General features: G+C 39.1%; 24 protein-coding genes and 1 pseudogene. 15 read left to right on the top strand and 10 right to left on the bottom strand.

The window, feature by feature from the left end:
• Nucleotides 1-18 precede the first annotated feature (18 nt).
• Complete coding sequence (locus ABLB96_RS13260; RefSeq protein WP_348897019.1) at nucleotides 19-1,410, top strand: LLM class flavin-dependent oxidoreductase; 1,392 nt, start codon at nucleotides 19-21, stop codon at nucleotides 1,408-1,410.
• A gap of 194 nt (nucleotides 1,411-1,604) precedes the next feature.
• Nucleotides 1,605-3,071, top strand: coding sequence for an MFS transporter (locus ABLB96_RS13255; RefSeq protein ID WP_348897018.1), 1,467 nt, complete (start codon nucleotides 1,605-1,607; stop codon nucleotides 3,069-3,071).
• A gap of 61 nt (nucleotides 3,072-3,132) precedes the next feature.
• Here the strand turns inward: ABLB96_RS13255 and ABLB96_RS13250 are convergent, their stop codons facing one another.
• Nucleotides 3,133-4,317 (bottom strand): hypothetical protein, encoded by a 1,185-nt coding sequence (locus ABLB96_RS13250; protein ID WP_348897017.1) that lies wholly within the window; start codon nucleotides 4,315-4,317, stop codon nucleotides 3,133-3,135.
• Between the two features lie 440 nt (nucleotides 4,318-4,757).
• Here ABLB96_RS13250 and tauA point away from each other — a divergent pair, with 440 nt between their 5' ends.
• From tauA to tauD, 4 genes are read left to right on the top strand one after another with little or no spacing between them, the layout of a single operon-like run.
• A complete protein-coding gene (tauA, locus tag ABLB96_RS13245; protein ID WP_348897016.1) occupies nucleotides 4,758-5,798 on the top strand; it encodes a taurine ABC transporter substrate-binding protein in 1,041 nt (346 codons plus the stop codon).
• A 9-nt stretch (nucleotides 5,799-5,807) separates the two neighbouring features.
• Entirely contained in the window at nucleotides 5,808-6,602 is a 795-nt protein-coding gene (locus ABLB96_RS13240; protein WP_348897015.1) for an ATP-binding cassette domain-containing protein, read from the top strand.
• A complete protein-coding gene (gene tauC / locus ABLB96_RS13235; RefSeq protein ID WP_348897014.1) occupies nucleotides 6,599-7,468 on the top strand; it encodes a taurine ABC transporter permease TauC in 870 nt (289 codons plus the stop codon). Before ABLB96_RS13240 ends, tauC begins: the two co-directional genes overlap by 4 nt.
• Before the next feature lie 8 nt (nucleotides 7,469-7,476).
• Complete coding sequence (tauD, locus tag ABLB96_RS13230) at nucleotides 7,477-8,358, top strand: taurine dioxygenase (protein ID WP_348897013.1); 882 nt, start codon at nucleotides 7,477-7,479, stop codon at nucleotides 8,356-8,358.
• 67 nt (nucleotides 8,359-8,425) lie between these two features.
• Here tauD and ABLB96_RS13225 read toward each other — a convergent pair whose 3' ends face one another.
• Nucleotides 8,426-9,160 (bottom strand): aspartate/glutamate racemase family protein, encoded by a 735-nt coding sequence (locus ABLB96_RS13225; protein ID WP_348897012.1) that lies wholly within the window; start codon nucleotides 9,158-9,160, stop codon nucleotides 8,426-8,428.
• Nucleotides 9,157-10,625, bottom strand: a pseudogene (locus tag ABLB96_RS13220) (NCS1 family nucleobase:cation symporter-1). Before ABLB96_RS13220 ends, ABLB96_RS13225 begins: the two are co-directional and overlap by 4 nt.
• Before the next feature lie 413 nt (nucleotides 10,626-11,038).
• Between ABLB96_RS13220 and ABLB96_RS13215 the strand changes: the two are divergent.
• Nucleotides 11,039-11,764 carry a GntR family transcriptional regulator gene (locus ABLB96_RS13215; RefSeq protein ID WP_348897011.1) on the top strand — a complete coding sequence of 242 codons (726 nt, stop codon included), beginning with the start codon at nucleotides 11,039-11,041 and terminating at the stop codon, nucleotides 11,762-11,764.
• 48 nt (nucleotides 11,765-11,812) lie between these two features.
• Here ABLB96_RS13215 and ABLB96_RS13210 read toward each other — a convergent pair whose 3' ends face one another.
• Nucleotides 11,813-12,703, bottom strand: coding sequence for a LysR family transcriptional regulator (locus ABLB96_RS13210; RefSeq protein WP_348897010.1), 891 nt, complete (start codon nucleotides 12,701-12,703; stop codon nucleotides 11,813-11,815).
• Between the two features lie 198 nt (nucleotides 12,704-12,901).
• On the opposite strand from ABLB96_RS13210, the gene ABLB96_RS13205 reads away from it, so the two are divergent.
• From ABLB96_RS13205 to ABLB96_RS13195, 3 genes are all read left to right on the top strand, one after another.
• On the top strand, nucleotides 12,902-13,588 hold the full coding sequence (locus ABLB96_RS13205) for a hydrolase (RefSeq protein WP_348897009.1): 687 nt from the start codon (nucleotides 12,902-12,904) through the stop codon (nucleotides 13,586-13,588).
• Between the two features lie 329 nt (nucleotides 13,589-13,917).
• Nucleotides 13,918-15,792: an amidohydrolase gene (locus tag ABLB96_RS13200; RefSeq protein WP_348897008.1), complete on the top strand. Its 1,875-nt coding sequence runs from the start codon at nucleotides 13,918-13,920 to the stop codon at nucleotides 15,790-15,792.
• A gap of 57 nt (nucleotides 15,793-15,849) precedes the next feature.
• Nucleotides 15,850-16,011, top strand: a complete 162-nt coding sequence (locus tag ABLB96_RS13195; protein ID WP_000784879.1) for a DUF1427 family protein — start codon at nucleotides 15,850-15,852, stop codon at nucleotides 16,009-16,011.
• 69 nt (nucleotides 16,012-16,080) lie between these two features.
• Here ABLB96_RS13195 and arsC read toward each other — a convergent pair whose 3' ends face one another.
• Nucleotides 16,081-16,509: an arsenate reductase (glutaredoxin) gene (gene arsC, locus ABLB96_RS13190; protein WP_348897007.1), complete on the bottom strand. Its 429-nt coding sequence runs from the start codon at nucleotides 16,507-16,509 to the stop codon at nucleotides 16,081-16,083.
• 84 nt (nucleotides 16,510-16,593) lie between these two features.
• Here arsC and ABLB96_RS13185 point away from each other — a divergent pair, with 84 nt between their 5' ends.
• Both ABLB96_RS13185 and arsB read left to right on the top strand, forming a co-directional pair.
• A complete protein-coding gene (locus ABLB96_RS13185; RefSeq protein WP_348897006.1) occupies nucleotides 16,594-16,923 on the top strand; it encodes a metalloregulator ArsR/SmtB family transcription factor in 330 nt (109 codons plus the stop codon).
• 104 nt (nucleotides 16,924-17,027) lie between these two features.
• Nucleotides 17,028-18,062, top strand: a complete 1,035-nt coding sequence (gene arsB / locus ABLB96_RS13180) for an ACR3 family arsenite efflux transporter (protein WP_348897005.1) — start codon at nucleotides 17,028-17,030, stop codon at nucleotides 18,060-18,062.
• Nucleotides 18,063-18,154: 92 nt separating this feature from the next.
• On the opposite strand, the gene ABLB96_RS13175 is transcribed toward arsB, so the two are convergent.
• On the bottom strand, nucleotides 18,155-19,057 hold the full coding sequence (locus tag ABLB96_RS13175) for a LysR family transcriptional regulator (protein ID WP_348897004.1): 903 nt from the start codon (nucleotides 19,055-19,057) through the stop codon (nucleotides 18,155-18,157).
• Between the two features lie 101 nt (nucleotides 19,058-19,158).
• Between ABLB96_RS13175 and ABLB96_RS13170 the strand changes: the two genes are divergently transcribed.
• From ABLB96_RS13170 to ahpF, 3 genes are all read left to right on the top strand, one after another.
• Nucleotides 19,159-19,719, top strand: a complete 561-nt coding sequence (locus tag ABLB96_RS13170; protein WP_348897003.1) for a chromate transporter — start codon at nucleotides 19,159-19,161, stop codon at nucleotides 19,717-19,719.
• On the top strand, nucleotides 19,719-20,240 hold the full coding sequence (locus tag ABLB96_RS13165) for a chromate transporter (protein WP_348897002.1): 522 nt from the start codon (nucleotides 19,719-19,721) through the stop codon (nucleotides 20,238-20,240). Before ABLB96_RS13170 ends, ABLB96_RS13165 begins: the two co-directional genes overlap by 1 nt.
• 179 nt (nucleotides 20,241-20,419) lie before the next feature.
• Nucleotides 20,420-21,985, top strand: coding sequence for an alkyl hydroperoxide reductase subunit F (gene ahpF, locus ABLB96_RS13160; protein ID WP_348897001.1), 1,566 nt, complete (start codon nucleotides 20,420-20,422; stop codon nucleotides 21,983-21,985).
• Between the two features lie 52 nt (nucleotides 21,986-22,037).
• Here ahpF and ABLB96_RS13155 read toward each other — a convergent pair whose 3' ends face one another.
• The 4 genes from ABLB96_RS13155 to ABLB96_RS13140 all read right to left on the bottom strand — a co-directional run bounded on the left by ABLB96_RS13155 (nucleotide 22,038) and on the right by ABLB96_RS13140 (nucleotide 26,854).
• Nucleotides 22,038-24,044, bottom strand: a complete 2,007-nt coding sequence (locus ABLB96_RS13155) for an alpha/beta fold hydrolase (RefSeq protein ID WP_348897000.1) — start codon at nucleotides 24,042-24,044, stop codon at nucleotides 22,038-22,040.
• A 115-nt stretch (nucleotides 24,045-24,159) separates the two neighbouring features.
• On the bottom strand, nucleotides 24,160-25,101 hold the full coding sequence (locus tag ABLB96_RS13150; RefSeq protein ID WP_348896999.1) for an ABUW_2363 family tetratricopeptide repeat lipoprotein: 942 nt from the start codon (nucleotides 25,099-25,101) through the stop codon (nucleotides 24,160-24,162).
• 105 nt (nucleotides 25,102-25,206) lie between these two features.
• Nucleotides 25,207-26,022 (bottom strand): serine O-acetyltransferase, encoded by an 816-nt coding sequence (gene cysE / locus ABLB96_RS13145; protein ID WP_348896998.1) that lies wholly within the window; start codon nucleotides 26,020-26,022, stop codon nucleotides 25,207-25,209.
• A complete protein-coding gene (locus tag ABLB96_RS13140) occupies nucleotides 26,015-26,854 on the bottom strand; it encodes an RNA methyltransferase (protein WP_348896997.1) in 840 nt (279 codons plus the stop codon). Before ABLB96_RS13140 ends, cysE begins: the two co-directional genes overlap by 8 nt.
• Between the last annotated feature and the right edge of the window lie 4 nt (nucleotides 26,855-26,858).

The following is a 26,858-nucleotide window of genomic DNA, read 5'->3' as shown; positions in this document are numbered from 1 at the left end:
AATGCTGGCGAATATTTTATGACTAAGAAAATTAGTTTTAATGCTTTTGAAATGAATTGTATTGCCCACCAATCTCCTGGATTATGGCGACATCCTCAAGATCGATCTGTTGAATATAAAGATATAGAATATTGGACAGATTTAGCACAAATTCTTGAGCGTGGTTTTTTTGACGGTATTTTTATTGCAGATGTGCTTGGTATTTATGACGTTTATCATCAAAGTGCCGAACATGCCTTAACAGGGGCAGTGCAAGTTCCAGTCAATGATCCGCTACAGATTGTGCCAGCGATGGCAGCAGTCACAAAGCACTTGGGTTTTGGTGTCACGACTTCGATTTCCTTTGAACATCCTTATCCATTTGCTAGGCGTATTAGCACGCTAGACCATTTAACCAAAGGGCGAGTTGGTTGGAATATCGTGACGTCTTATTTGGAAAGTGGTTCGAAAAACTTGGGCCTAAAAACGCAGATTAATCATGACAATCGCTATGATATTGCCGATGAATACTTAGAAGTCCTTTATAAACTTTGGGAAGGTTCTTGGGAAGAAGGTTCGGTACTTCGTGATCGTGAAAGTGGTATCTTTGCTGACCATAAAAAAGTGCATCCGATTCAGCACGAAGGTAAATACTTTACTGTACCCGGCATCCATATTTGTGAACCATCACCGCAGCGAACGCCAGTACTCTACCAAGCAGGCGCATCCTCACGTGGGCAGAAGTTTGCCAGTCAAAATGCAGAGTGTGTATTTATTGCAGCGCCGTCTAAAATTGCGACTAAAAAAGTGGTACAGGGTATTCGGCAAAAATTGGCTCAAGAAGGTCGCGACCCGTACTCTGTCAAAATTTATGTACTTTTGTCGATTGTCACTGATGAAACCGATGTAAAAGCACAGGCTAAGTTTAAAGAATATCAAAGCTATGGAAGCTACGATGGAGCGTTAACATTGCTGTCTGGTTGGTCTGGTGTTGATTTTTCACAATATCAACCAACGGACAAAGTTGAATATATTCAAACTAACGCGATTCAATCTTTACTAGACTCTTATGTAAATGCAGATCCAGAGCGTGTTTGGACTATTGAAGAAATTGCAAATTGGAACAGCTTAGGTGGTAATGGACCAGTACTGGTGGGTTCAGCAGAAACAGTTTCAGATGCTCTACAGCAATGGGTTGAAGATACCGATGTCGATGGCTTTAACCTTGCCTACATTTTGGCGCATCAAACCTTTGCCGATGTAGTGGAGTTTATTGTGCCAGAGTTGCAAAAACGAGGGGTATATCAAACCTCATATACACAAGGAACATTAAGAGAAAAACTATTTGGTGCTGGGCCATATTTGCCTGGAAATCACCGCGGTGCAAAATATCGTAATCTAAAAGAGTTAAAACTTGCTGAGGCGAGTTAATATTTTGAAAAGCCTTTAAATAAATAGCTGGTTAAATACCAGCTTTTATTTTGCCTTTTTATATCGATTTTACTGCTGAGTTAATAATGAAAAAATAATTCTATAATTAAGATTAAAAAATCAGATTAATTTGTTTTTGTATGATGTGAATAATCATTATTTTGTTTCTGTGATTAAAATACAGGAATTATTAAGTGAGCACACAAGAACTCGATCATAACCATCGTTATGAAATTAAATCTCCCGATGATGTTTCACAGTTAATTTCCAAATTTGCAGGGAAGGGTAAATCGAATAAAGTTATTTGGTTGGCACTGATTGGGGTGTTTATTGATGCCTATGATTTAACAACGCTGTCCTTTGGTATTGAGCAAGTCATCTCAGAGTTTTCTTTAAGCCCTGTCATGACGGGTGTGGTGGCTTCAGCAATTGTCTGCGGAACCATTGTGGGTAACCTGATTGGTGGTTGGCTGACAGATAAAATTGGCCGTTATCGGGTCTTTATGGCAGACATGGTGCTGTTTGTTATTGCGGCAATTGTCGCTGGTTTTGCACCGAATGTATGGGTTTTGATTTTAGCCCGTTTTATTATGGGAATTAGTGTTGGTATTGATCTGCCTGTGGCAATGTCATACTTATCTGAGTTTTCTAAATTTAACGGTAGTAGCAACAAGGCAGCGCGTTTAGCTGCATGGTGCCCAATGTGGTATGCCGCTTCTTCGGTCTGTTTTGGTCTAGTTCTGGCGCTTTACTTTCTTTTACCTCCTGAGCATAGCAACTGGTTATGGCGAGCATCTTTAATTTTTGGAGCAGTGCCAGCATTACTCATTATTTTTATTCGCGGTAAATATTTAACTGAATCACCCATTTGGCTTGCAAACCAAGGCGATTTAAAAGGTGCAGCTAAAGTTCTACAAGAGTCCTATGCAATTCATGCAGTTGCTACAGTTGAAAAAGTAGAAAGAACTAGTGATAAGAAAAAGCGCGAGGGTTTTGCAGTTTTATTTAATAAAACCTATTTACCAAGAACTATTGTGGCCATTGTGATTCACATTTCGGTGGCATTTCAGTACACGACCATTGCCTTCTTTTTACCTTCTATTTTAACACGTTTCTTTCATACCGATGTCTTGACGACCATTATCACCACACTTGGGCTTAATTTACTGTTTGCATTTACGGGTGGGCTGTTAGGCGTATTTGTTGCCAGTAGATTTAAATCTCGTCATGTGTTGCTTACAGGCTTTTTACTCCAGTTTATAGCGCTCATTGCCTTGGCATTCATTGGTGAACCCGGTAATAGCTTTTTACTCTATACCGCAATTGGCATGCTCGGTTTATGGCTTTTTGCCGAAGGCTTTGGGCCTGGGGCACAAATGATGGTGTATCCAACTATGGCTTATCCAGCTTCGATTCGTGGTGTTGGTGTCGGCTTTAACCGTGCAGTAACGGGCGTTGCTCAAGCAATTGCTTTGTTTGTTTTACCGATCTGGATGGCGGGATATAAAACCGATGTTTACCTGATTATTTCTATCTTTGCGTTTATTCCTTTAATTGTAATTGGACTACTCATTAAGTTTGAGCCTACCGCTCAAGATGTTGATGTTATCGATGAATCTGGTCCAGAACTTCCTCTCAATAATTCACCAGTAATCGACTAGAGTGAAAATAAATATCCAAATAAAAATAAAGGCTAACAGCTATTAGCCTTTATTTTTGGAGTTAGAAGTAATAAGCAAAAATCACAAATGCTTTTTTATTCCATTTATCATTGGTTCCACCAGCCGCAAGGCCTTCACTATCTCCTAGATATGGATCGTGTTTACCCATCAGCAACTCGGCTTGTACCGTCAATTTTTGATAGTTAAAGGCAATGCCGGGAATAAAACGGGTGGAGTCTTTAAAGCCATCTTGATCTTTTCGATAAGAACTATAGTTTAAATACGGACGAACAGAGGTAATTGGGCCAAACTGCTGAGGAAATAAATAGCTCAGTTCGGCTGAGTAAATCTGACCTTTAGTTGCAGAGTTAAATGAATAATCGAAACCGCCCAAAGTCAGGTGGTCTTTATATTGAGCATCGGCATTATCAATGTCTTGATAACCAGCCAAAAGCTGTAAATTCCATTGGTTATAATTGGTATTGCTAAAAACTGAATAGACTTGGCGATCGCCATCTTGCCCTGAACGTTTATTTTCAATAGTGGAATACCAAAGAGAGGCACCCAGTTGGGTAGAGAAATTTTCTTGGCCTAAGACATTTTTAAAGGTATGAGCACCGCGAATAACAATGGAGTTCTTTTCTTTAGTATTGGTGCCTTGTGGTACAGAGTCATCCGCGTTGACAGGGTTGATACTAAATCGACTCGAGTCTTTGCTTTTACCTCTATAGGTGCCACCATCGGTAGGATAAAAGGCGAGTTGTGCTTCATTGATTCCATCATTGAAATCATATTTTACGCCAAGGTTATGTACATCTTCCCAACCTGCACTATTGGCAATACCTAAATAATAAGTATTTCCCCAAAAGCGACCCAAGCCAAAAGGAACAGGGTTTAAGCCAGCAATAATTTTACTATTTTCATTAATTTTATAACCCAGCCATGCATCGGTCAGCCAATTGGCATCACCTAAACGCCCATAATATTCATAAACCCGATAATCTAGGCGGCCAATCCATTTTGGAGAGTTGTAGTCCAGCCATAATACTGCATCATTAAAGGAAAATTTACTGGTAGAGGGTTCAGAGTCAAAATCATAAACATATTTGGCCCGTACAGTACCACTTACTTTAAGTTGACCTTCTTCAGCATTACCAAAGGTCAGGGCTGCCTGACTTGAAAGGCTAAATGTAATTAAAGTCGTCGCGATGAATGTTTTTTTGAAAATTGGGGGATGTTTAAACAAAAGAATTTTTCTCCTCTTAAAAATAAAAATTGAATTTAAGTCATGTATAAATCAGAAAAAGATTTGCTCAAATCTTAATATTTGCAGAAGATTTAAGATAAAAAGATAATAAAATCTGACCGTTATAAAAAATCAAAAAAGTAATTAGACACAAAGCTCTGGATGTAAGAGACAAAAATAAAATGCTGAAATATGAGTAGGATAAAATAATTAGAGGTTATATGTCAGGTTTTTCTCATCACCTATTTTTTGAATAACGTTTTTAATTATTGATATATAAGTATTTTAATTTTACCGCTAAGCTGTAAAGTTGTTTAATATTTGCTTTTTACCAAAAGATAAAAACTTATAAGGAAAAGTTATTTATAAAAATTAGATAAGCAACGCACATTTTTTTATTTTTCATTATAAGGTCAGCTGCATACCATGAGCTTATATTATTGAAAGATCATGAAATTATGAGCACTAAGACCAAACCGTTGATTATCACGGCAATTGTTATAGTCGCAATTGTTGCTTTTATCGTATGGCAAAATAAGAAAGACAATAATACAAGTGCGTCAGTTCGTGATAGCAAACCTGTTGTGATTGCTTATCAAACAGGGGTTGACCCAAGTAAAGTTGCACAGGCCAATGGCGACTACGAAAAACAAAGTCAACGAACCATCCAGTGGAAAAAATTTGATGCTGGTTCAGACGTTGTCAATGCACTTGCATCAGGCGATGTCGTGCTCGGTAATATTGGTTCGAGCCCACTTGCTGCTGCGGCCAGCCGTGATTTACCTATTGAAGTATTCTTAATTACATCAAAACTTGGTGGGTCTGAAGCATTGGTGGTAAGTAATAAATCAGGCATCAAAAGCCCTAAAGATTTAATTGGCAAAACCATTGCAGTACCGTTTGTTTCAACCACGCATTACAGCCTTTTATCTGCACTTAAACATTGGAACATTCCAGAAGACAAAGTAAAAATTATTAACTTGCGTCCACCTGAAATTTCAGCTGCTTGGGAACGTGGTGATATTGATGCTGCCTATGTGTGGGAACCTGCTTTAAGTAAAGCTAAAGCATCTGGTACGGTTTTAACTGATTCAAAACAAGTCGGTGAATGGGGCGCTCCAACTTATGATTTATGGGTGGTACGTAAAGACTTTGCCGAGAAAAATCCTGACTTCTTAAAAGCTTTTGTTAAAACCACACTTGAGCAACTTGAAAAATATAATCAAGACCCAGCAGCTTATGTGAGAGATGGCGATAACGTGCAAAAAATTGCGCAGCTCACAGGTTCTGATGCAAAAGATATCCCGCTTTTATTAGGTGGAAATATTTACCTAGATCGTGCTCAGCAAAAACAAACGTTAGATGGTGAATTTGCGCAAAATATTTTTGATACAGCGAAGTTCTTAAAAGGTCAGGGCAAGGTCGATCAACTTAAAGCCGATTATAAAGGCAATGTGAATTCTTCATTTTTGCAGCCTTAAGGAGTTGTCATGAGTGTACTAGAAGCCAAACATATTCATCTGACTTTTCCTAAACAGCAAAAGCCAGTTTTACAAGACATTAACCTAACCATTGAAGAAGGCTCTTTAACCGTCATTTTAGGTGAGTCAGGTTGTGGCAAAACGACTTTGCTTAATATCTTGGCAGGTTTTCAAAAGCCGAGTTCAGGTGATGTGCTTGTAAATCATGAAGTGGTAAATGGACCGGATGTAACCCGTGCTGTGGTGTTTCAGGATCATGCTCTACTTCCTTGGTTGAATGTTGCAGATAATGTTGGCTTCGCTTTGCAGTTAAAAGGTTTAAAGCGTGCAGAGATTGAAGCACAAGTGAACGCAATTTTAAAAATTGTAGGTTTAAGTCACGTTGAAAAAGCCAATATCTGGGAACTTTCCGGTGGTATGAAACAACGTGTTGGTATTGCCAGAGCTTTGATCAGCCACGCGCCGTTTATTTTATTAGATGAACCTTTTGCTGCATTAGATGCTTTTACACGTGAAAACATGCAGCAGTTAGTGCTCGATTTATGGATTCAACAAAATAAAAGCTTCTTTTTAATTACGCATGACATTGAAGAAGCATTGTTGCTGAGTAATCAGTTAGTTCTGATGACAGCACATCCGGGCAAAATTGTAGAAACTCTACATCTCGATTTTGCTGAACGATATCGTCAGGGTGAGTCTATTCGCTCGATTAAATCGGACCCTCAATTTATTCAGCTCAGAGAACAGCTATTTGAAAGTTTAAGGGCACAAAAACAAAGCGGTAAGGAGGCGTTACCTATATGAACACTAAAGATAACGTCTATGAATATGACAAAACAGAGCTAAAACTTAAGCCAGATGCGCAATCCGAAAAAGCTTCATTTTTATTGTCATTTTTTGAGAAGCATCGAACTTTGGCGGTTAGCATAATCAGTGTGGGAAGTGTGGTTGCGCTTTGGTTTCTCATTACTGCTTTGCATATCGTACCTGAGCTATTTTTACCGAGTCCACAGGCCGTATGGCAGAAATTTATATCGGTCAGCCAAGAAGGCTTTATGAAAGCAACTTTGTGGCAACACTTAGCAGCCAGTATCTCTCGAGTATTTTTAGCCTTGATTGCTGCTGTAGTGATTGGTGTGCCACTGGGTTTATGGATGGGTTTGAACAAATGGGTTCGCGCTGTTCTAGATCCTTTGGTTGAATTATTACGTCCAATTCCACCGTTAGCTTATTTGCCATTACTGGTGATTTGGTTTGGTATTGGAGAAACCACAAAAGTACTTTTGATTTTCTTCTCGATTTTGGCGCCTGTCATTATTAGTAGTGCGCATGGTGTGTTAAGCCATCAGCTTAATCGTGAGCGTGCTGCACTGTCGCTAGGAGCAAGTCAATCACAAGTCTTTTGGCATGTAATTTTACCAACCGCTTTACCTCATATTATTACCGGTATTCGTATTGGTCTCGGGGTAGGTTGGTCAACATTAGTTGCAGCAGAGTTAGTTGCAGCAGATCGTGGTATTGGTTTTATGGTGCAATCGGCAGCGCAGTTCTTAATTACCGATACGGTGATTCTGGGCATTATTGTGATTGCGATTGTCGCAGTTAGTTTTGAGCTGTTTTTACGTTGGTTACAAAAACAGTTTTCTCCTTGGTATGGTCAGCAGTTGTAGTAAAGAAGATGAATACAGTCGTAGCAAATTTAAATATTGAAGTGATCAAGCCTACCATTGGCGCAATTATTCATGATGTCGATTTGAATGCGTTAAATGAACACACGACGCAACAAATCCAGCAGGCTTTGCTTGATCATCAAGTCATCTTTTTCCGAAAGCAAAAATTGGCACCTCAAGCACAAGCCGACTTGGCACGTAGTTTCGGCACTTTACATGTGCACCCGATTTATCCTTCTATTGAAGAGGTGCCTGAAGTGATGGTGCTCGACAGTTGGAAACAAGATTTACGTGATAATGAACTTTGGCACACAGACGTGACATTTAGTAAAACTCCACCTTTGGGCTGTGTTTTACAAGCCATTAAAATTCCACCCGTAGGCGGTGACACGTTGTGGTCGAGTAATACCGCAGCTTTTAAAGGGCTTTCGCTTGAGCTACAGCAAAAATTACGTGGCTTAACTGCAACCCACGATATTCGTAAGTCTTTTCCACTTGAACGTTTTGCTCATAACGAAGAAGAGCGAGAAAAGCTTTTGCAAACATTTAAGCGTAACCCGCCAGTGGTTCACCCCGTGGTGCGTACCCATCCGGTTACAGGTGAGCCTTTGTTGTTTGTAAGTGAAGGCTTTACCACTCGAATTAATGAGTTAGCTGAACAAGAAAGCGAACAGTTACTTAATTTCTTGTTTGAACATGCAACTCAAGAGAAGTTTCATTTACGCTGGAAATGGCAAGATGGTGATGTCGCGATTTGGGATAACCGTTGTACGCAACATAAAGCATTATTTGATTATGGCGATGCCCATCGCATCATGCACCGTGCAACCATTAATGGTGATGTGCCATTTTATAAAAACGAACAACAGCCAGAGTTAGCAGAGACTTAATTCTTTTAATTATTCTTTGTTTCAATTCCAGCACAGGGTTTTGTGTTGGAATTGAAACAATAACTTTTTAGCGCATTCCAAAACCTGACAATATGCCTGTGTAGTTCTTTACAGGAGGTGAGGCCCAATCACCAACTTTGCTGGTTTTTAAATTTAACTGAACTAACATTTCAGCTTGTTTAACTGCTGCTGCAACGCCGTCAATAACAATCACTCCCAACTCATTTTGTAGCTTTAAACATAAGTCACTCATACCTGCACAGCCCAAAACAATTGCATCGCTTTTATCTTCTGTGAGTGCTTTTTTGCACTCATCTCGTATGGTTCGATAGGCGTCTGAGTCAGGAAGCTCTAGCTCTTCAACTGCGATATCACAAGCTCGAATATTTTTGCAAAATGGCGTAGCCCCATAGCGATGAGCCAGATGCCAGCTCATATTCACTGTACGCTCTAAGGTTGTGACTACACTAAAACCAGTACTAACATAACTTGCAGTTCGCATTGCTGCTTCAGCAATCCCAATCACAGGTGCCAAAGTTATTTCACGGGCAGCATAAAGTGCAGGGTCACCAAAACAGGCAATAACATAAGCATCTACACCTACAAGTTCACCTTGGCGAATTTCCTCCAGCACACCTACTGCACTTAGGGCTTCATCATAATAACTTTCAATTGTTGCAGGGCCCATTTGAGGACTCACTGCTATAATTTGAGTATCAGAATTTGTGACTATCTTTGCTGATGCCGCAATTTTGTCTGTCATACTTTGAGTGGTATTAGGATTAATAATTTTAATTTTCATTGTACTTTTACCTTCGTCATTGCCGATTTAGTATGGACAAGTGGTTGGTTAAGAAATCGATAAATGACAAAACCAAATCCCATTCCGATAAACCATGTGAAATTAGCAAAGGCAGATAATTGTGGTAAAAGCACACATAGAATAGGAATTAATGAAGCTGGAATTAAGGCATAAAAGGCAGAGTGGTTATAACCATTTTTGTACCAATATGAACCTTTGGTATCTAAGGTATATAAGTCATCTACCACAATTTTTTGTTTTTTAACGAGGTAAAAATCGGCTAGTAATACGCCAAAAAGTGGGCCAATAAATGCACCTAAAATATCAATGGTGTAATGGATCACTTGAGGGTTATTAAACAAATTCCATGGGGTAATGAAAATTGAACCCACTGCTGCAATCATTCCACCCATGCGCCAGCTAATTTTGCTCGGTGAAACGTTGGAAAAATCAAAGGCAGGTGACACAAAGTTGGCGACAATATTAATCCCAATAGTCGCAATCATTAAGGTCAAGCTGCCTAAAATCACCACAAAGGTATTATCAAGTTTGCCAACCATTTCGACAGGGTCGGTAATGAGCTTGCCGTATACTGGCAAGGTTGCCGCAATACAAACTACAGTAAGTAAAGAAAAACCTAAGAAGTTAATCGGTAAACCAAGAAAGTTGCCCATTTTAATGGCATTAAAGCTTTTGCCATAACGAGCGAAGTCACCAAAGTTCAGCATAGGCCCTGAAAAATATGAAACAACAAGCGCAATAGCACCAATCATGACGGGTACGACCGCAAAACCGTCGTATTGAACACCACTTAGGTTTAAATCAATATTCTGCCATCCAGCTTTCCAGATCAGCCATACAGCCATGGCAAACATCACAACGTAGACCGCCGGACCTGCCCAGTCAATAAACTTACGAATGCTGTCCATGCCTGACCAAAAAACAATGGCTTGTAATAACCAAAGCAGCATAAAACCAACCCATCCTAAGTAAGAAAGTCCAAGAAACCCGTGGCTTGAAACATTGGCGTAAATTGACCATTCTGGAAAGAACTTTAAAATAACCAATAAGAATGCGCTTGATGCTAAATAGGTTTGAATGCCATACCAAGCGACAGCAATAAGCCCACGAATAACGGCAGGAATATTTGCTCCAAGTACACCGAAGGTTGCGCGGCAAATAACAGGGTAAGGGGTGCCAGTTTGTTGACTAGATTTGGCAATGAGGTTTGTAAAAACTGAACAATTGCAATGCCGATGAGTAAAGATAGAAGTACCTGCCAGCTATTTAGCCCTAGTGCAAAAAGGCTTCCGGCCATGACATAACCACCCACGCTATGAACATCAGACATCCAGAAAGCAAAAATATTGTAGGCACCCCATTTTTGTTTTTTTAAGGGAGCTAAGTCCTGATTTGTTAGTTTTGCATCATAAGAAGGTTTAATTATTGCTTCTGTATTATTCATCTTGAACACTCTTCCCTATGTTAGGCGGGGTAAGTTCTTTAGCAGTTTTAAAATTCTGGCTAAAAGAATGAAATTAAGATTGTGTACAATCTGTTATTTAAATTGTGCACAATATTATTGAGCAAAAGTTATGCCAGTTATGATGAGGAGTAAGATGATGTGTTTTAGAATGAAGAAATATATAAATGAATTAATACGTGAAAGTATGAACAATACGAACTAAACAAGATAAATATAAATAGAGTAAATTGATGAGTTTAGTCTGCTTGTAACTAGAAAATTTCTGCAAGATAAATAGTGAAGTTATCTAGCAATAACAGCTAAATTTTTTGAAAACCTGCTTGTAAAAGTCTAATTGTTCATGCATATCAATACGAGATATTTACTTAATTGAAAGAATAACGGAGAAATTAATGACATCGGGTGTACCACAAAAAGCCCTAGAATTGAGCAATGATGAAATTGATACGCATATTTATAATGCAATTGTGGATGCTATTTTAAATCGACAGCTCACACCGGGAACCCGTTTGATTGAAGCTCCCTTATGTCAGGCATTTGGAGTTACTCGAGGAGTGCTTCGCAGAGTCTTTGTGAAACTTGCACATGATAAAGTGATTGAAATTCAACCCAACAAAGGTGCTTTTGTTTATAAACATAGTGTGGAAGAGACTAAAGAAATTTTTGAAGCTCGCAGCATGCTTGAAATCGCCACTGTAAAAAAACTCGCACAGAAATCTCAAAGTCTAAATTTTAGTGAGCTTCGAACCTTAGTAGATCAAGAGTCTCATGAGCGTTTAGCGGGAAATTGGGCCGACTGGATTAAACTCTCTGGAGAGTTTCATTTAAAGCTTATCGCGGCAAATCAGAACAGTATTATGAACAGTTATTTGCAGACACTTATTGCGAGAACTTCATTATTAATTGGGCTATATGAAATCCCGAAACATAATAATTGCTCTGCAAATGAGCATCGTGCCATTTTAAATGCGATTGAGCAGGGCAATGAAGAACTTGCAACTTCACTTATGGAAGCACACTTAGAACACTATGCTACGACATTAATCGAAGAGCGAAGTACGAATGGTCCAGAGCAGAATTTATTAAGTCTATTTCAGAATAAAAATATCTCGGCTTGAGATAATTGAAAAAAATAGGCTGAACTCTTTTGAGATCAGCCTATAAAGTTATGCAATCGATGCTATGTGTTTAGCCAAAAATTCAACAAATAGTTTGACCTTCTTTGAGAGAATTTTACGATTTGGCCATGTTATATATAAATAGAGGGGCTGACTCGTATAGTCCTCTAAACATTTCTGTAATTTACCTTCTTTGAAATAAGGTTCTGCAATAAACTCGGGAAGAAAGACAATACCGTGATCTTTTAGGCACATATCTAATAATAATTCGCCATTATTACAGGTCATTACAGGGAAACAGTTAAAAGACACTTCTTTTTGATCTTTCTGAAAAATCAATTTCTTGTGTCGGTTATCTTGGTAATACACTAAAAATTTATGATCTTTGAGTTCATCTAAAGTAGTTGGAAAACCTTCTTTTTGGAAATATTTGGGTGTCGCATATAAGTAACGTTGATAGGTATTTAAAATTTTACTATTTGCTAAGCTAGGTGCAGACCCATCTAAACGTATGGTCAGATCAAACTTGTGTTGATTCATATCTAATAATTGATCTGTCATAAACAAATCAATTTTAATATTTGGATATTTCCCAATAAAATCAGAAATAATATTTTGAAGAAAAATATTACTAAATGACATAGGCGTATTTAATTTGAGTTCACCTTCTGGGTATTGCTGATTATAACTAATCTCATAGGTTGCCCATTCAAACTCACTCAATATAACCTTGCAATGCTGATAAAATTTTTCACCACACGTTGTAAGATTCATTTGTCTGGTTGTTCTATTTAATAATGTTGTTTTTAAATCATTTTCAAGATAACACACTCGTTTTGCTACTAAATCACGAGAAATATCAAGCGCACGGGCAGCACTACTAAAATTGCCATGTTCTACGACACTTACAAACGTTGAAATACAATCTAATCGGTCCATGTATAAAAGAAACTTAAAAAATATATATTCATGATTAAACTATAAAAATTAAAAAGCAATCATTGTTTTTATTGTATCTATCTAGAATACAGATTCGCGTTAATTTGTTGTCTATGTTTTTACATTTTTATCTGTTTTGATAATAACCACAAGGCAATTTTAATTAGCCTATTTATAAAGGAATAATGGAGTTCCCCCATGAATAAATCACTTTTAGAACAACTATCACCAACGAATTGTCAGGTTATTTTTATTGATCATCAGCCACAAATGGCTTTTGGGGTACAGTCAATCGATCGTCAGGTATTAAAAAATAATACTGTGGGTTTGGCGAAAGCTGCTAAAACATTCAATATTCCTGTCACGATTACGACAGTTGAGACAGAAAGCTTTTCTGGTCATACCTATCCAGAACTTTTAGATGTATTTCCAGATACGCCACTATTAGAACGTACCTCGATGAATTCATGGGATGACCAAAAAGTACGTGATTCGCTTGCAAAAAATAATCGTAAAAAAGTGATTGTTTCAGGTTTATGGACGGAAGTGTGCAATAACACCTTTGCTTTTGGTGCCATGCTTGAAGGTGATTATGAAATTTATATGGTTGCAGATGCCTCAGGTGGTACCTCAAAAGAAGCACATGATTACTCTATGCAGCGTATGATCCAAGCAGGGGTTATTCCTGTAACTTGGCAACAAGTATTACTTGAATGGCAACGTGATTGGGCAAACCGTGATACGTATGATGCAGTCATGGCAATTGTACGTGAGCATTCTGGTGCTTATGGCATGGGTGTGGACTATGCTTATACGATGGTACATAAGGCACCTGAGCGTACAACATCAAAACACGAAGTACTTGCACCACTTCCTGCAAAATAAGAAATAGTTGAGTTAAGGGTATTTCGATATTTAAGTTGATTTATTCGATTTTTGACTATATTTGATAAGTGGAAAAGCCATCTGCAACTGTTCGAGGCAGGACAAAATCTGAAAAGATTGTAATTGAGCGAGTTTTGCAGATCTTGCGCTGCCTTAATGGCAGCTCAGGTTTTGGTTACTTTTCCCGAAAGAAAAGTAACAGAATTAACTACTCTTATTGGATGTAAAACGGTCAAACTCCGTCGTGTAAAATCAAAAAGAATAATGAAATATATATGTTGCTATACCTTTATTTTTTAGAACGATAATTCACAAGAATGGAGTTCAGAATGACCGAAATAACCCTCATACTTAAAAACGGTAAAATCACTACACTAGATCCCGAGCATCCAGAAGTACAAGCAATTGCCATAGCAGAAGGTAAAGTCGTACGCACAGGCACAAATGATGAGATCATGAAGCTCGCAACACCAAAGACCAAAGTTGTAGATTTAAATGGTCGACGTGTTATACCGGGTTTAAATGACAGTCATCTACATATTATTCGTGGCGGCCTAAATTATAATATGGAGCTGCGCTGGGAAGGAGTGCCTTCTGTAGCAGATGCGCTACGCTTACTTAAAGAGCAAGCTGATAATACTCCCGTGCCACAATGGGTGCGTGTAGTCGGTGGTTGGACTGAATTCCAGTTTGCCGAAAAGCGTTTACCAACCTTAGAAGAAATTAATAAAGCTGCGCCAGATACTCCTGTATTCGTTTTACATTTATATGCTAGTGCCATGCTCAACCGAGCTGCACTTGATGTATTGGGCTTTAACAAAGACACACCTGACCCGCCCGGAGGCAAAATTGTACGGGATGAAAAGGGTAAGCCAACAGGTCTGTTGCTCGCAACGCCATCCGCTATGATTTTATATTCGACTTTAGGTAAAGCACCGAAATTACCCGTTGAAGATCAAGTTAATTCAACTCGTCATTTCATGCGTGAATTGAACCGACTAGGCATTACTTCTGCAATCGACGCGGGCGGTGGCGGTCAAAACTATCCTGAAGATTATGATGTGATTAAGCAATTACACGATCAAAATCAAATGACAGTGCGAATCGCTTATAACCTATTTGCTCAAAAGGCTGGTCAAGAGCTTGATGATTATCGCCGCTGGACAGAAATGACATTTCCGGGCGATGGTGATGAGCTATTCAGAATGAATGGAGCAGGTGAGAACCTGACGTGGTCGGCAGGTGACTTTGAAGATTTCTACGAGCCACGCCCAGATTTGCCAGAAAAAATGGAAGGCGAACTCGAAGCCATTGTCGAGCACTTAGCGGAAAAGAAATGGCCATTTCGTATTCATGCAACCTATGATGAAAGTATTAATCGCTTACTCAATGTGTTTGAGCGCGTCAATGCTAAACAGCCATTTGCAACTAGATTTATTATTGACCATGCCGAAACTGTATCTGAGCGTAATATCGAACGTATTGGTGCGTTAGGCGGTGGTATTGCTATTCAACACCGTATGGCATATCAAGGTGAGATTTTCGTAAAACGTTATGGTGCCGAGGCTGCTCAGGCAACGCCACCCGTCAAGAAAATGTTAGAGCTTGGTGTTCCTGTTGGTGCGGGAACAGATGCGACTCGTGTTGCATCATACAACCCTTGGGTTTGTTTATATTGGCTAAGTACTGGTAAAACAGTTGGTGGTTTGCCTTTATACGATGAAAAAAATCTATTAGACCGTCAAACAGCACTCAAACTCTGGACTAAAGGTTCGGCTTGGTTTTCGGGTGAAAAAGATGTCAAAGGTTCACTCACAGCAGGCGAACTTGCCGACTTGGTTGTATTGTCCGATGACTACTTTAAAGTTGAAGCAGAAGATATCCAGTGGATTGAGTCTGTACTTACTGTTTTAGGCGGTAAAGTGGTCTATGCAGGGGCAGAGTTTAAGCAAGACGATCCGCCGTTACCGCCAGCATCTCCAACATGGTCGCCCGTAAAACGTTTTGGTGGGCAATGGCGTTTATCAGAAAACCGTAACGCGCCATCTAATCAATCATTACAGTCACAAAGTGCATTGTGCGCTTGTACCAGCAGTTGTGGCATGCATGGACATAGTCACGCTTGGATGCTAGATGTTCCTGTAAATGACAAGGATAAAAAGTCTTTCTGGGGCGCACTCGGGTGTTCGTGTTTTGCATTTTAAATAAAACAGTATGGGAACTTGCTTCTTTAAATGGTTTGATTCCCTAAGGTATGTACGATGAAGATGTACTTGTTATCTTTGGCTGTAGGGTTGCTTGTTGGTGTCTTATATTATGTTTTAAATGTTAAGTCACCAGCTCCACCTCTTGTTGCATTAGTCGGGTTATTAGGCATGGTAATAGGAGAGCAACTTCTTCCTTTTATTAAGTCCTATTTTTAACCCGTTTTACTCAAAAAAGCTAAATGGTCTCATGCCATTTAGCTTTTTATATTAATTAAGTATCTTCAATTACTTTAAACGGCGGCCTTGCTCATCAATAATCACTTCGCTATCTTCTTTTGCAAAATAGCCTAAGTTTTTTGAATCTAAAATGTCGAGCACAACCTCAGAAGGGCGGCAAAGTCGTGTGCCTTTTGGTGTAACCACAAATGGGCGATTAATTAAAATTGGATATTGCACCATAAAATCAATTAACTGTTCATCGGTCCAATGGGCTTGTTCTAATTCTAAATCTTTGTATGGATCAACATTTTTACGGATTGCTTCACGTACAGATAATTTTGAATCCTGAATAAGTTGGGTCAGCTCATCTTTGCTTGGTGGTGTTTTTAAATATTCGATAACCATAGGCTCAAGTCCAACATGACGAATAAGTGCCAATGTATTGCGTGAAGTTCCGCAAGCAGGGTTATGGTAGATTTTCACTAGCTCAGTCATGATAAATTTATTATCAAATTAAGATATTGCATTTATATATGGATATCCGTATATTTGCAATAACGAATATATTCTGTTGAAGATATGATCAACCAAGTCGATTTCTTTAAATGTTTATCTGACCAAACTCGGTTAAACATTCTTAAGTTAGTTCTAAGCAAACAAAACATTTGTGTTTGTGAGCTAACCGAGCAGCTTGAGTTGAGCCAACCGAAAATTTCCAGACATTTAGCCTTATTAAGAACTCATGGCGTATTACTGGATGAAAGAAAAGGACAGTGGGTCTATTACAGCTTAAACCCTGATTTGCCTCTATGGGCTTTAGATATTTTAAAGGCGATAGAAAATGAAGAAAGCGACACCAGAAAAAAACAACAAGATCAGCCGTTCACGACTACAACGTGCTGTGATTAATTTTCCTAGATTTCTGTCTTAAAAATTCGGATTTTCTTAGCATAAGTACATTAGTCATCTGTGTGTATTGAGCAAAATTAATCAATTCTTTCTACGAGTAGAACATGACCAAACAAGGGCTTTCCTTTTTAGATCGGAACCTGACGCTATGGATTTTTATAGCAATGGCTTTAGGCTTAGCTATTGGAGTTTTCTTTCCTCAAGCATCAGTATCTTTAAATGAGTTAAGTGTAGATAACGTTAATATTCCAATTGCAATTGGCTTAATTTTAATGATGTATCCGCCGCTGGCAAAAGTGGACTATGCGGCTTTGCCAGAAATATTTAAAGATAAGAAAACACTCGCTTTGTCTTTATTACAAAACTGGATTATTGCTCCAGTTTTAATGTTTATCCTTGCCATTATTTTTCTGCATAGTTATCCAGAATACATGACGGGCCTTATTTTGATAGGCTTGGCACGTTGTATTGCAATGGTTTTGGTCTGGAATGGCTTAGCGTGTGGGGATAACCAATATGTTGCAGCTTTAGTTGCCTTTAACAGTATTTTCCAGATTTTATTCTTTAGCACCTATGCTTGGGTTTTCTTGACCTTTTTGCCGCCTTATTTTGGTGTGGCAGGACAAGTGATTGATGTCAATTTCTGGACCATTACCCATGCTGTATTGGTTTACTTGGGCATACCATTTTTAATGGGGTTTTTAACACGTTTAGTTTTTGTTAAATCAAAAGGGTTGGATTGGTATCAAGCCAAGTTTTTGCCAAAAATTAGCCCATTAAGTCTAATCGCCTTACTCTTTACCATTGTCGCCATGTTTAGCTTAAAAGGTGGCGATGTGGTGAGCTTACCTTTAGATGTATTACGTATTGCGATTCCACTGACGATTTACTTTATCGTAATGTTCTTTATTAGCTTCTTTATGAGTAAACGGATGGGGAATAACTACCCACGTACAACTGCCATTTCCTTTACAGCAGCAGGAAACAACTTTGAGTTAGCTCTAGCGGTTGCCATCGCAACTTTTGGTTTGGCATCACCCGTTGCATTTACCACAGTAATTGGCCCATTGGTTGAAGTACCTGTGCTTATTTCATTGGTTTCGGTTTCGCTGTGGTTAAAGAAAAAGTATTACTCTTAAAAATATAGAAAAGTTTATTTAAATAATGTTTTAAAAATGCCCATAAAAAGTGCCGTTATAGAGGCACTTTTTTATGGTCTGTTTTTTTCTGATTAAGTTATTGTAGGCAAAAGTTTTTGCATGAGTTCAATAAAGTTTGAAACTTTGGCAGAGTTTTCATTTTCTCGTGTAATCAAGTAAATAGGCGCATTCAGTTTTATGGAATCATCAAACTCACGATACACAATTCCATGTTCCCAAAAGTTATGCATTGAGGCTGGCACAATAGTGATACCAATTCCAGCAGCAACTAAATTTAATGTTGCAGTTGGTCGAGGTGCTTCCTGAACAATACGCGGACTAAAACCTGCCTGATAGCAGCTATATAAAATGTTGTCATATAAACCTTGCCCAGAAGAACGGCGGTATAAAACAAAATTTTCCTCTGACAAGTCGCTTAAACTAATTTTCTCTTTTTGCGTAAGTGGATGGTCTATAGGTAATGCCACAACCATAGGTTCATCTAATATATGAAGATGTTTTAATCCAATATCACGGCTAATCGGTGCTCTTAGAAAAGCGATATCTAATTTCTCTGAAATGAGCCAATCCAGTTGCTTTTGACTGCCTGCTTCTTCAAGTTTGGTTTGTACAGCTGGATATATTTCCCGATAAGAACGTAATACTAATGAAATCAGGGGATGTAAGCCTGCTGAGCTTGTAAAACCAATATTGAGCTGTCCAGTTTTACCTTGACTAACATCTTGGACTAATTGGGAAATATGTCTCGCGTGTTCTAATAAAAGTTGTGCCTCTTTAAATAAGGCTAATCCGGCCTCAGTAGGTTCAATTCCACGTGGTTGACGAACCAGTAATTGGGCGCCGAGTTCTTCTTCAAGTTTTTTGAGTAAACGTGTTAAAGGTGGCTGTTGAATAAATAATCGGTTTGCCGCATGGGTAATATTTCTTTCTTCGACAACCACCACAAAGGCATGAAGCTTATGTAAATCTAGCATAGAAATACCTTTAAGGTATGGTTAGTGAAAATAAAAGCATTTGTAGATATGTCATAAAAGTATCATTCTATCTTGGTCAGATAAAGTGAAAAGTAACGAAAATGAACCATGTTGAGATTGCTATGCAGAAGGAAACCGTACCGACCTGCACTGAGTTATTTTTAGGTTTTTTAACATTAGGTTTAATTGGATTTGGTGGTGTATTGCCTTTGGCCCGTAAAGTTATTGTAGAGCAAAGGCAGTGGCTAAGTCCCGAAAAATTCACTGAGTTACTTGGTCTGTGTCAATTTTTACCGGGCGGCAATATCATCAATTTATCCGTTGCGATTGGTATGGAGTTCCGCGGTGCTCGTGGAGCAGTAAGTTCTTTAATTGGCCTAATCTTTGCGCCTACCGTCATTGTTGTACTTTTACATTATGTCTATGAGCAGTTCCAAGACAACCTCATGGTGAAGCATCTTTTTGAAGGGTTGGGAGCAGCAGCGGCAGGTTTACTGGTTGCAACAGGTTTGAAAATGCTTAAGCCTTTATTGCGAAACCCAATAGCGATGTGTGTCGTTGTAGCAGCAATTGTCAGTATTGCTTTTCTAAAAATTCCCTTGCTTGTAACCATGCTGATTTTGTTGGCACTTTATTCAACTATCATTTGGAGACGTGTGTAATGGGTGCCGTTCTACTTACTTTAGCTATCATTTTTACTCAGTTGTCTCTTATTGCATTTGGTGGTGGGAATACGATTTTGCCCGAAATGCAACGTCAAGTAGTTGATATTCATCACTGGATGACAGGACAAGAATTTAGTGCTTTGTTTGCCATGGCTCAAGCAGCACCTGGCCCGAACATGATGATCGTACCATTGGTTGGATGGCATGTAGCAGGCTTATCAGGTCTACTGGTAACTTCTACTGCTAAATTTTTACCTTCGTCACTTATTACTGTGTTTGTCATGAAGGGGTGGTCTAAGTTCAAAGACAAAAAATGGCGCCGTGTTTTACAGCTTGCTTTACAACCTGTCACTGTGGGAACGGTACTCGCCAGTGCATGGATTATTTCTGAGGCAGCTGCCATAAATACTTTACTTATAATTATGGTCGTCATTGCAACTTTATTATCTTTAATTAAAAAGGTTCATCCCTTACATGTCCTGATTGCAGGGGCTATATTTGGTGTCGTTTTACTTTAGTTTAATCAGTTTACCAACCTGCGCTGGGATAAGTTCAGGTTGGTTTTTTTTATTCAAATTAAACATCATAAAATCTAAAAAACCGATCAAATTCATAAAAACATACTGTTTCACCTATTTAATGTTTTAACGTACTATGCATCTATTGAAAGAATTTGGATGCATTGGAGAAAAAACAGATGTTAGATCAAAACATTAAAACTCAATTAAAAGCTTATTTAGAACGTTTAGAAAGTCCTATCGAATTGGTTGCCGCTTTGGATGAGTCAGATAAAGCTGCTCAAATTAAAGAACTGGTATCTGAAATTGCTGAACTTTCTGACAAGGTCACTGCGCGTTTTGATGGTAACAATACACGTCGTCCAAGCTTTGGTGTGGCTAAAGTAGGTGAACAACCTCGTGTGTTCTTTGCCGGCTTACCGATGGGTCATGAGTTTACGTCTTTGATCTTGGCACTGTTACAGGTGTCTGGCTATGCACCGAAGATTTCTGATGAAGTGCTTAACCAGATTAAAGGCTTAAACCTCAAAGCCAACTTTGATGTGTTTGTATCTTTAAGCTGTCATAACTGTCCGGATGTGGTACAGGCGCTTAACCTGATTGCCATTTATAATCCGAATACCACGTCAACCATGATCGATGGTTCATTCTTCCAAGATGAAGTGGAACAACGCAAAATCATGGCTGTACCAATGGTGTTTCAGGACAATGAGCATATTGGTCAAGGTCGTATGACGCTTGAAGAGATTGTAGCGAAACTTGATACCAACTCAGCTGAAAAAGATGCAGCAGCACTCAATGCCAAAGATGCGTTTGATGTATTGGTCATTGGTGGTGGTCCTGCGGGTGCAACAGCAGCAATTTATGCGGCACGTAAAGGGATTAACACAGGTATCGTGGCTGAACGCTTTGGTGGTCAGGTCATGGATACCATGGACATTGAAAACTTCACTTCTGTGCAAAAGACTCAAGGTCCTAAGTTTGCTGCCGAGATGGAAGCCCATGTTCGTGAATACGATGTCGATATCATGAACCTACAACGTGTTAGCAAAATCACAGGTGCAAACCAGACTACTAATGGCTTGGTTGAAGTAGAACTTGAAAACGGTGCAAAACTTGAATCGAAAACCGTGATCCTTTCAACAGGTGCACGCTGGAGAGAAATGAATGTACCGGGTGAACAAGAATACCGTACCCGTGGTGTTGCGTACTGCCCACACTGTGATGGTCCATTGTTCAAAGGCAAACGTGTTGCTGTGATTGGTGGCGGTAACTCGGGTGTAGAAGCTGCGATTGACCTTGCAGGGATTGTGGAGCATGTCACTTTGGTTGAGTTCGACACCAAACTTCGTGCTGACCAAGTGTTGCAAAACAAACTGCATAGCTTGCCAAACACGACTGTGATTATGAATGCCCTAAGTACAGAAGTATTAGGTGATGGCTCACAAGTAACTGGTCTTAAGTATAAAGACCGTGCGACTGATGAAGAGCATGTGGTAGAGCTTGCAGGGATCTTTGTACAGATTGGATTACTCCCAAACACTGACTTCTTAAAAGACAGTGAGGTTGAGTTAACCAACCGTGGTGAGATCATTGTCAATGACCGAAACGAAACCAATGTACAAGGTGTATTTGCTGCGGGCGACTGTACAACTGTGCCGTACAAGCAAATTATTATTGCCACAGGTGAAGGCGCTAAAGCATCGCTCTCTGCGTTTGATTACATCATTCGCTCTGGACAATAACATTTCGCTTTAAAACGAAAGAGCCAAAGGTCATCCTTTGGCTCTTTTTCTTTTATGGTTTATAAAGTCCGTGTTCTACTAAATGTTCTCGCAAAATACGTCGTAGCTCTAGTACAGCTTGAGGTGTGAGCTGGATTGAATGACCACCCGGAAGCACTTTCTCAGACTTGGCACCTTCTAAATGAGCACTCTTATAAGGAACAATCCCATCGGTAATGACGTTTGGATCATCACTCTTGGTAATGTTGCCCATAATGGAGTGAAAGACTAATCCTTGGTGAGGATTAATATTTTCAGTAAGCTCCATAAACTTAGATTGATGACTTAAGTCACTTGGACCATTTTGAATCAGACCATTATCAATATTGTTCAAGAAATCTTTAACATCTAGATTTTCAGTAGTCAGAGACGTTGTCACGGCTGATAAAAAAGCTCCCGGCAAACGAATGATTTTTCGGGCAGCTAAAGTAAACCACCGATCTGCATAATCTGTACCTTTGTGAGGCGATGCCAAGAAAATTGCACGATCAAAGTTACCAATTGAATGCATTTGCAATCGCTCAGTCACCATAGGATGTTTCTTGAAGCGGTTCTGTTGTCGTACAGTCATCAGTTTCAAGGCAGGTTGCGTAATATCACCATCGCTAACCAGTAAACGGCTAATAATACCGCCCATACTATGACCTACAAGCACAGCATCGTGCGCAGCAGGGTCACTTGGGTTTAACGAACCAAATGCTTGTTTAAGCAACGCATAAATCTGGAAACGACTTTCCAGTATTGGCATATTGGTCGAATAGAAAACTTGCCAAACTTGGTAGTGATCTCTTAAAACCGTATCACCCATAACATCGTTGGTGAGAGCAATCCATGCTTCCGGGCTACTTGCCAAACCATGCACTAACACAATAATTTTCTTATTAGGATTATAAGGTTCAAGCATATATAAATGTGGCATGGTTAAGTGCTGATCCCGATCAATCAGACTTAAATAAGCAGCGACACCTAAGTTATTTTCAGCTAGCCATAGACCATAAGGTGCCGAAAAATTGGCTGCTAAAGGATACTGCTTGCCAGCCACATTAATATTATCGGTTCGATAAGGGTCATAAACCCGAATCACAAACTCAGGGTTATTTATAATGTCTTGAACAGTTTTAGCATTTTTAGGTTCAGCGACAATAGTGGCAGCTAAATAACGGGCGTGGTGAATATTTGGATTCACACCGTTCTTATAACTGTAGTTGAGTGGATCTAAAATATATTCATTAACATCTTCTTTTCCTGAACTAGGGAACACGGCAACAAATTCAGATCCAAAACCATCACGACGGTTAATTGTTCTTAAACCAGAGAAATTTAAGTTATAACTTGAAATTAATTTTTCTAATTTTTGACCTGTTAATTGTCTATGAAATTCAAAGTCAATTGAATAAACACTCTTACCAATATGAATTTGTGGCTCAACCACATTTTTTTGAGGGTATCTTAAATCATAAATACTGACCATTTTTGCAATGGCTTGATTATAAAAGTCACGTATCTGTACCTGTCTGTTATCAAAAATACGGTCATTCGGCTGACGTTTGGTTGCAAATAGATAGGCATAGCTATAACGGATGCTTTTATCAAGTAAACTTAATTGTTGGTCTAAGCAATCATCATATTTATTCTGAATCGATTTTTGTTCATCAGAAGCTTTGTGTTTAGTGAACCGACTAATTTTACACTCAGAAGAATCTGATAAAGCCATAGCTTTTGCCAGATACATCTCACTCGCAGCAGATAAAAGCTGTTCGTCTAAAATTTGGGGAAGATTCTTAAGCTGATTGATACAAGAGTCAGGTGAGTCAGTACAAGTTTTGGCTTCTTGCCCAGACATAGATAAAACATTAAGACTGGCTTCACTCAGTTTATCTTGGGTAAGAATACTATTACGCTCATTTGCAATAGTAACGTTTAGAGCCTGTTGCTTAACATTTACGACCTGACATCCGCTCAGAATTGAACCGAGGAGCATGACCGTGAAAAGCGCTGAGTTTCTTTTTCTAACAAACATTATGGTCAAATATATGGTTCAGTAATATGCTGATCATACAAATTTTAAAGTATTTTTCAATTGATCAAATATAAAAAAAGGGCTGTCAAATCAGCCCTTTTCTACAAACTTAAGTTTATTTTTTCGCTGGTGTGCTTGGAGTAGCAGGTGCCATAGCAGGGTTAGTTAAAACTTGCCATACATTCCAACGACCTTGTTTTTCAATTTCTTGAATCAAACGGTCTGCAACTTCAGCTTCGTCAGGATATTTAACCTTGTAGTTTTTAAGCGTCTGAATTGCGTTTTTCTTTTGTTCCATTGCAATATAGTTATTTGCAGAAGCTAAATATGCTTCTTGAACATCACCTTTAATAGCTTTGTCTAAGTAAGGAATAGCTTCACGTTGGCCACCACCTTCAGACAAACCAAAACCAAACCAGAAATTCGCTTCTGCATCGTCTGGGTTAATTTTTAAAAGTCTTTGAGCATATTCTAACGATCTAGTCGTATGTGCAGTACCTAAATCAAGGTTACGTGCAAGTACACTTGCTTTAAAAGCACGAATAAGAATATCAAATGAAGCGTTTGGATTAGCAGCTAGTGTATCAAGACGTTGAGTGACTTCTTTCAGTTTGCTTTCGAAACCTTTACGTTCTTGTCGATCGGTAAAGCGAGGTGGGTAGTGACGAGCCTTACCTTCAACGAGTTGCAAGAAATCATCAATTTCAGTCACATCAATTTCATTATCACCAGCTAAAACTGCATACTTCATTGAACGTTGTGAATTGTTAATTGTCGGTACAATAAGTTTATTGGTATCAAGTGTAAGAGATTTGGTTGGATCATCCTGACGAGTTACGACCATTTTAGTTACAGGCTGTGCTGCTGCTTCTTTTAAAGCAACTTCAAATGCAGGTGGAGCATCATAATTAAATGGGTTTAAAGCATAAAATGGAGGAGTAAGCTCTGGCTCCTTGAAAACAAAAGGTTCAATTTTTTGTTCTTTTACAGGTGCCATTGTACACGCTGTTAAACTAGAAGTTGCAAGGAGTAAATACGCCAATGGCTTTAAATTCATAGGATCTTCCGTTCATTTTAGTAAAGTCAGATTTGGTACAGCTAAGTCTAGGAAAACCTAAACCGACATGCAAGGATAAGCATGTTACATTATGAATCAAAAATATTACGTTTTTGATGTCTTGGTTTGTGCCCCACATTCACGACGAACTTCTTCAAGAATTTTTAGCTCTTCATCACTAAAAGGCTGTTCATCTTGATTTTCTTTTTTGAATGTTGGATCAAGTTCGGATAAGCGTTGGCACAAATTATTCATACGTGTTTCGTTGTGTTGAATACGGTCGAGTAAGACGCGCATTCCTTCTAAAATTGGATCAGATTGATCAGCAGTCGTTGCATACGGAGCGAAACCGATACTCTGAGCATAATCACGGCGGCGTGCTTCATCTTTATCTTTAGTTTTGTCGGCATCTTTATAAATATAGCGAGCAGGGTTACCAACAGCTGTTACACCGGCCGGCACAGCTTTTGTTACTACAGCATTTGAACCAACTTTGGCACCTTTACCTACAGTAAATGGACCTAAGATTTTTGCACCGGCACCTACCACCACACCATCTTCTAGTGTTGGGTGACGTTTACCTTTTTTCCATGTGGTCCCACCTAAGGTAACCCCATGATAAAGCGTAACATCATCGCCAATTTCAGCAGTTTCACCAATCACTACGCCCATACCATGATCGATAAAGAAGCGTTTGCCAATTTTAGCGCCGGGGTGAATCTCGATACCTGTTGCAAAACGGCTAAATGTTGAAACAAAACGGGCAGTACCTTTGCAATCTTTTTTCCAGAGTTCGTGGGCAAGTCTGTGCAACATCAATGCATGAATACCAGGATAATTTGTGAGTACTTCAAGCGTATTTCGTGCAGCAGGATCTCGCGCGAATACAGCCTGTATATCTTCTTTAAGCTGTTTAAGCATTGGATTGATCCTCCTTGTCCGATGATGCTTTTTTCCATTTGCCACTAGTGAGGGCTTGGACTCGACTAAAAATACCGCGAAGTAAATGATATTCCATACGATCTAATTGTATACGACCAAATAAACGACGCAAGCGTAAAGGTAATAAACGTGGATTTTCCGGATCTAAAAATTCAATTTCGGTGAGCATTTTTTCTAAATGGGGATAGAACTCTTCCATTTGTTGCTGGGTGACTAAAGGCTCATCCCATTGCATGCTTTGACCTTGTGCAAGAGGCATTTGTTCAGTAGCAGACACTCCATCTGTTTGTTCTAATGCTGACATGCGAAGTTCATAACAAACAACTTGAATAGCTTGAGCAACATTTAGTACGCCATAGTCAGAGTTCACTGGAATCGTTAAATGATAATTTGCCAGTGCCAATTCTTCATTAGTTAAGCCTCGATCTTCACGGCCAAACACAACAGCAATTTGTTGTCCTTGTGACGCAGCTTTAACAGCTTCTTTTGAGGCAGGGCGTACATCAAGCAAAGGCCATGGAATAGTACGGCTACGTGCACTCGTTCCAAACACTAAATGACAATCTTTAATCGCATCTTCGAGAGTTTCAACAATTTCAACTTGTTCTAATAAATCTTGTGCACCCGCAGCAAGCGCCTGAATATCTGGATGTGGATAGGTCTTTGGTGAAACCAGCACCAACTTACTTAAGCCCATTGTTTTCATTGCGCGTAAAGCACTGCCAATATTAGCCGGTAAAGTGGTATTGACCATTACAATACGCACTTGTGCTAATTGTTTTGACACGGCGGTGTCGTCAGACAAACTCATAAGA

Origin of the sequence: Acinetobacter sp. XH1741 (genome assembly GCF_041021895.1) — a bacterium.
Lineage (GTDB): Bacteria > Pseudomonadota > Gammaproteobacteria > Pseudomonadales > Moraxellaceae > Acinetobacter.
The sequence above is the reverse complement of the archived record's forward strand: the minus strand, read 5'-3'. Positions and strand labels throughout refer to the sequence as shown.

Excerpts from the sequence above, each read along its gene's own strand:
- ABLB96_RS13215 (WP_348897011.1), top strand. The coding sequence starts at position 11,039 with ATGACATCGGGTGTACCACAAAAAGCCCTAGAATTGAGCAATGATGAA.
- ABLB96_RS13155 (WP_348897000.1), bottom strand. The coding sequence starts at position 24,044 with ATGTTTGTTAGAAAAAGAAACTCAGCGCTTTTCACGGTCATGCTCCTC.
- tauD (WP_348897013.1), top strand. The coding sequence starts at position 7,477 with ATGAATACAGTCGTAGCAAATTTAAATATTGAAGTGATCAAGCCTACC.
- tauC (WP_348897014.1), top strand. The coding sequence starts at position 6,599 with ATGAACACTAAAGATAACGTCTATGAATATGACAAAACAGAGCTAAAA.
- ABLB96_RS13240 (WP_348897015.1), top strand. The coding sequence starts at position 5,808 with ATGAGTGTACTAGAAGCCAAACATATTCATCTGACTTTTCCTAAACAG.
- arsB (WP_348897005.1), top strand. The coding sequence starts at position 17,028 with ATGACCAAACAAGGGCTTTCCTTTTTAGATCGGAACCTGACGCTATGG.
- cysE (WP_348896998.1), bottom strand. The coding sequence starts at position 26,022 with ATGCTTAAACAGCTTAAAGAAGATATACAGGCTGTATTCGCGCGAGAT.
- ABLB96_RS13140 (WP_348896997.1), bottom strand. The coding sequence starts at position 26,854 with ATGAGTTTGTCTGACGACACCGCCGTGTCAAAACAATTAGCACAAGTG.
- ABLB96_RS13260 (WP_348897019.1), top strand. The coding sequence starts at position 19 with ATGACTAAGAAAATTAGTTTTAATGCTTTTGAAATGAATTGTATTGCC.
- ABLB96_RS13175 (WP_348897004.1), bottom strand. The coding sequence starts at position 19,057 with ATGCTAGATTTACATAAGCTTCATGCCTTTGTGGTGGTTGTCGAAGAA.
- ABLB96_RS13225 (WP_348897012.1), bottom strand. The coding sequence starts at position 9,160 with ATGAAAATTAAAATTATTAATCCTAATACCACTCAAAGTATGACAGAC.
- ahpF (WP_348897001.1), top strand. The coding sequence starts at position 20,420 with ATGTTAGATCAAAACATTAAAACTCAATTAAAAGCTTATTTAGAACGT.
- ABLB96_RS13205 (WP_348897009.1), top strand. The coding sequence starts at position 12,902 with ATGAATAAATCACTTTTAGAACAACTATCACCAACGAATTGTCAGGTT.
- ABLB96_RS13185 (WP_348897006.1), top strand. The coding sequence starts at position 16,594 with ATGATCAACCAAGTCGATTTCTTTAAATGTTTATCTGACCAAACTCGG.
- ABLB96_RS13210 (WP_348897010.1), bottom strand. The coding sequence starts at position 12,703 with ATGGACCGATTAGATTGTATTTCAACGTTTGTAAGTGTCGTAGAACAT.
- arsC (WP_348897007.1), bottom strand. The coding sequence starts at position 16,509 with ATGACTGAGCTAGTGAAAATCTACCATAACCCTGCTTGCGGAACTTCA.
- ABLB96_RS13195 (WP_000784879.1), top strand. The coding sequence starts at position 15,850 with ATGAAGATGTACTTGTTATCTTTGGCTGTAGGGTTGCTTGTTGGTGTC.
- ABLB96_RS13165 (WP_348897002.1), top strand. The coding sequence starts at position 19,719 with ATGGGTGCCGTTCTACTTACTTTAGCTATCATTTTTACTCAGTTGTCT.
- ABLB96_RS13200 (WP_348897008.1), top strand. The coding sequence starts at position 13,918 with ATGACCGAAATAACCCTCATACTTAAAAACGGTAAAATCACTACACTA.
- ABLB96_RS13150 (WP_348896999.1), bottom strand. The coding sequence starts at position 25,101 with ATGAATTTAAAGCCATTGGCGTATTTACTCCTTGCAACTTCTAGTTTA.
- ABLB96_RS13170 (WP_348897003.1), top strand. The coding sequence starts at position 19,159 with ATGAACCATGTTGAGATTGCTATGCAGAAGGAAACCGTACCGACCTGC.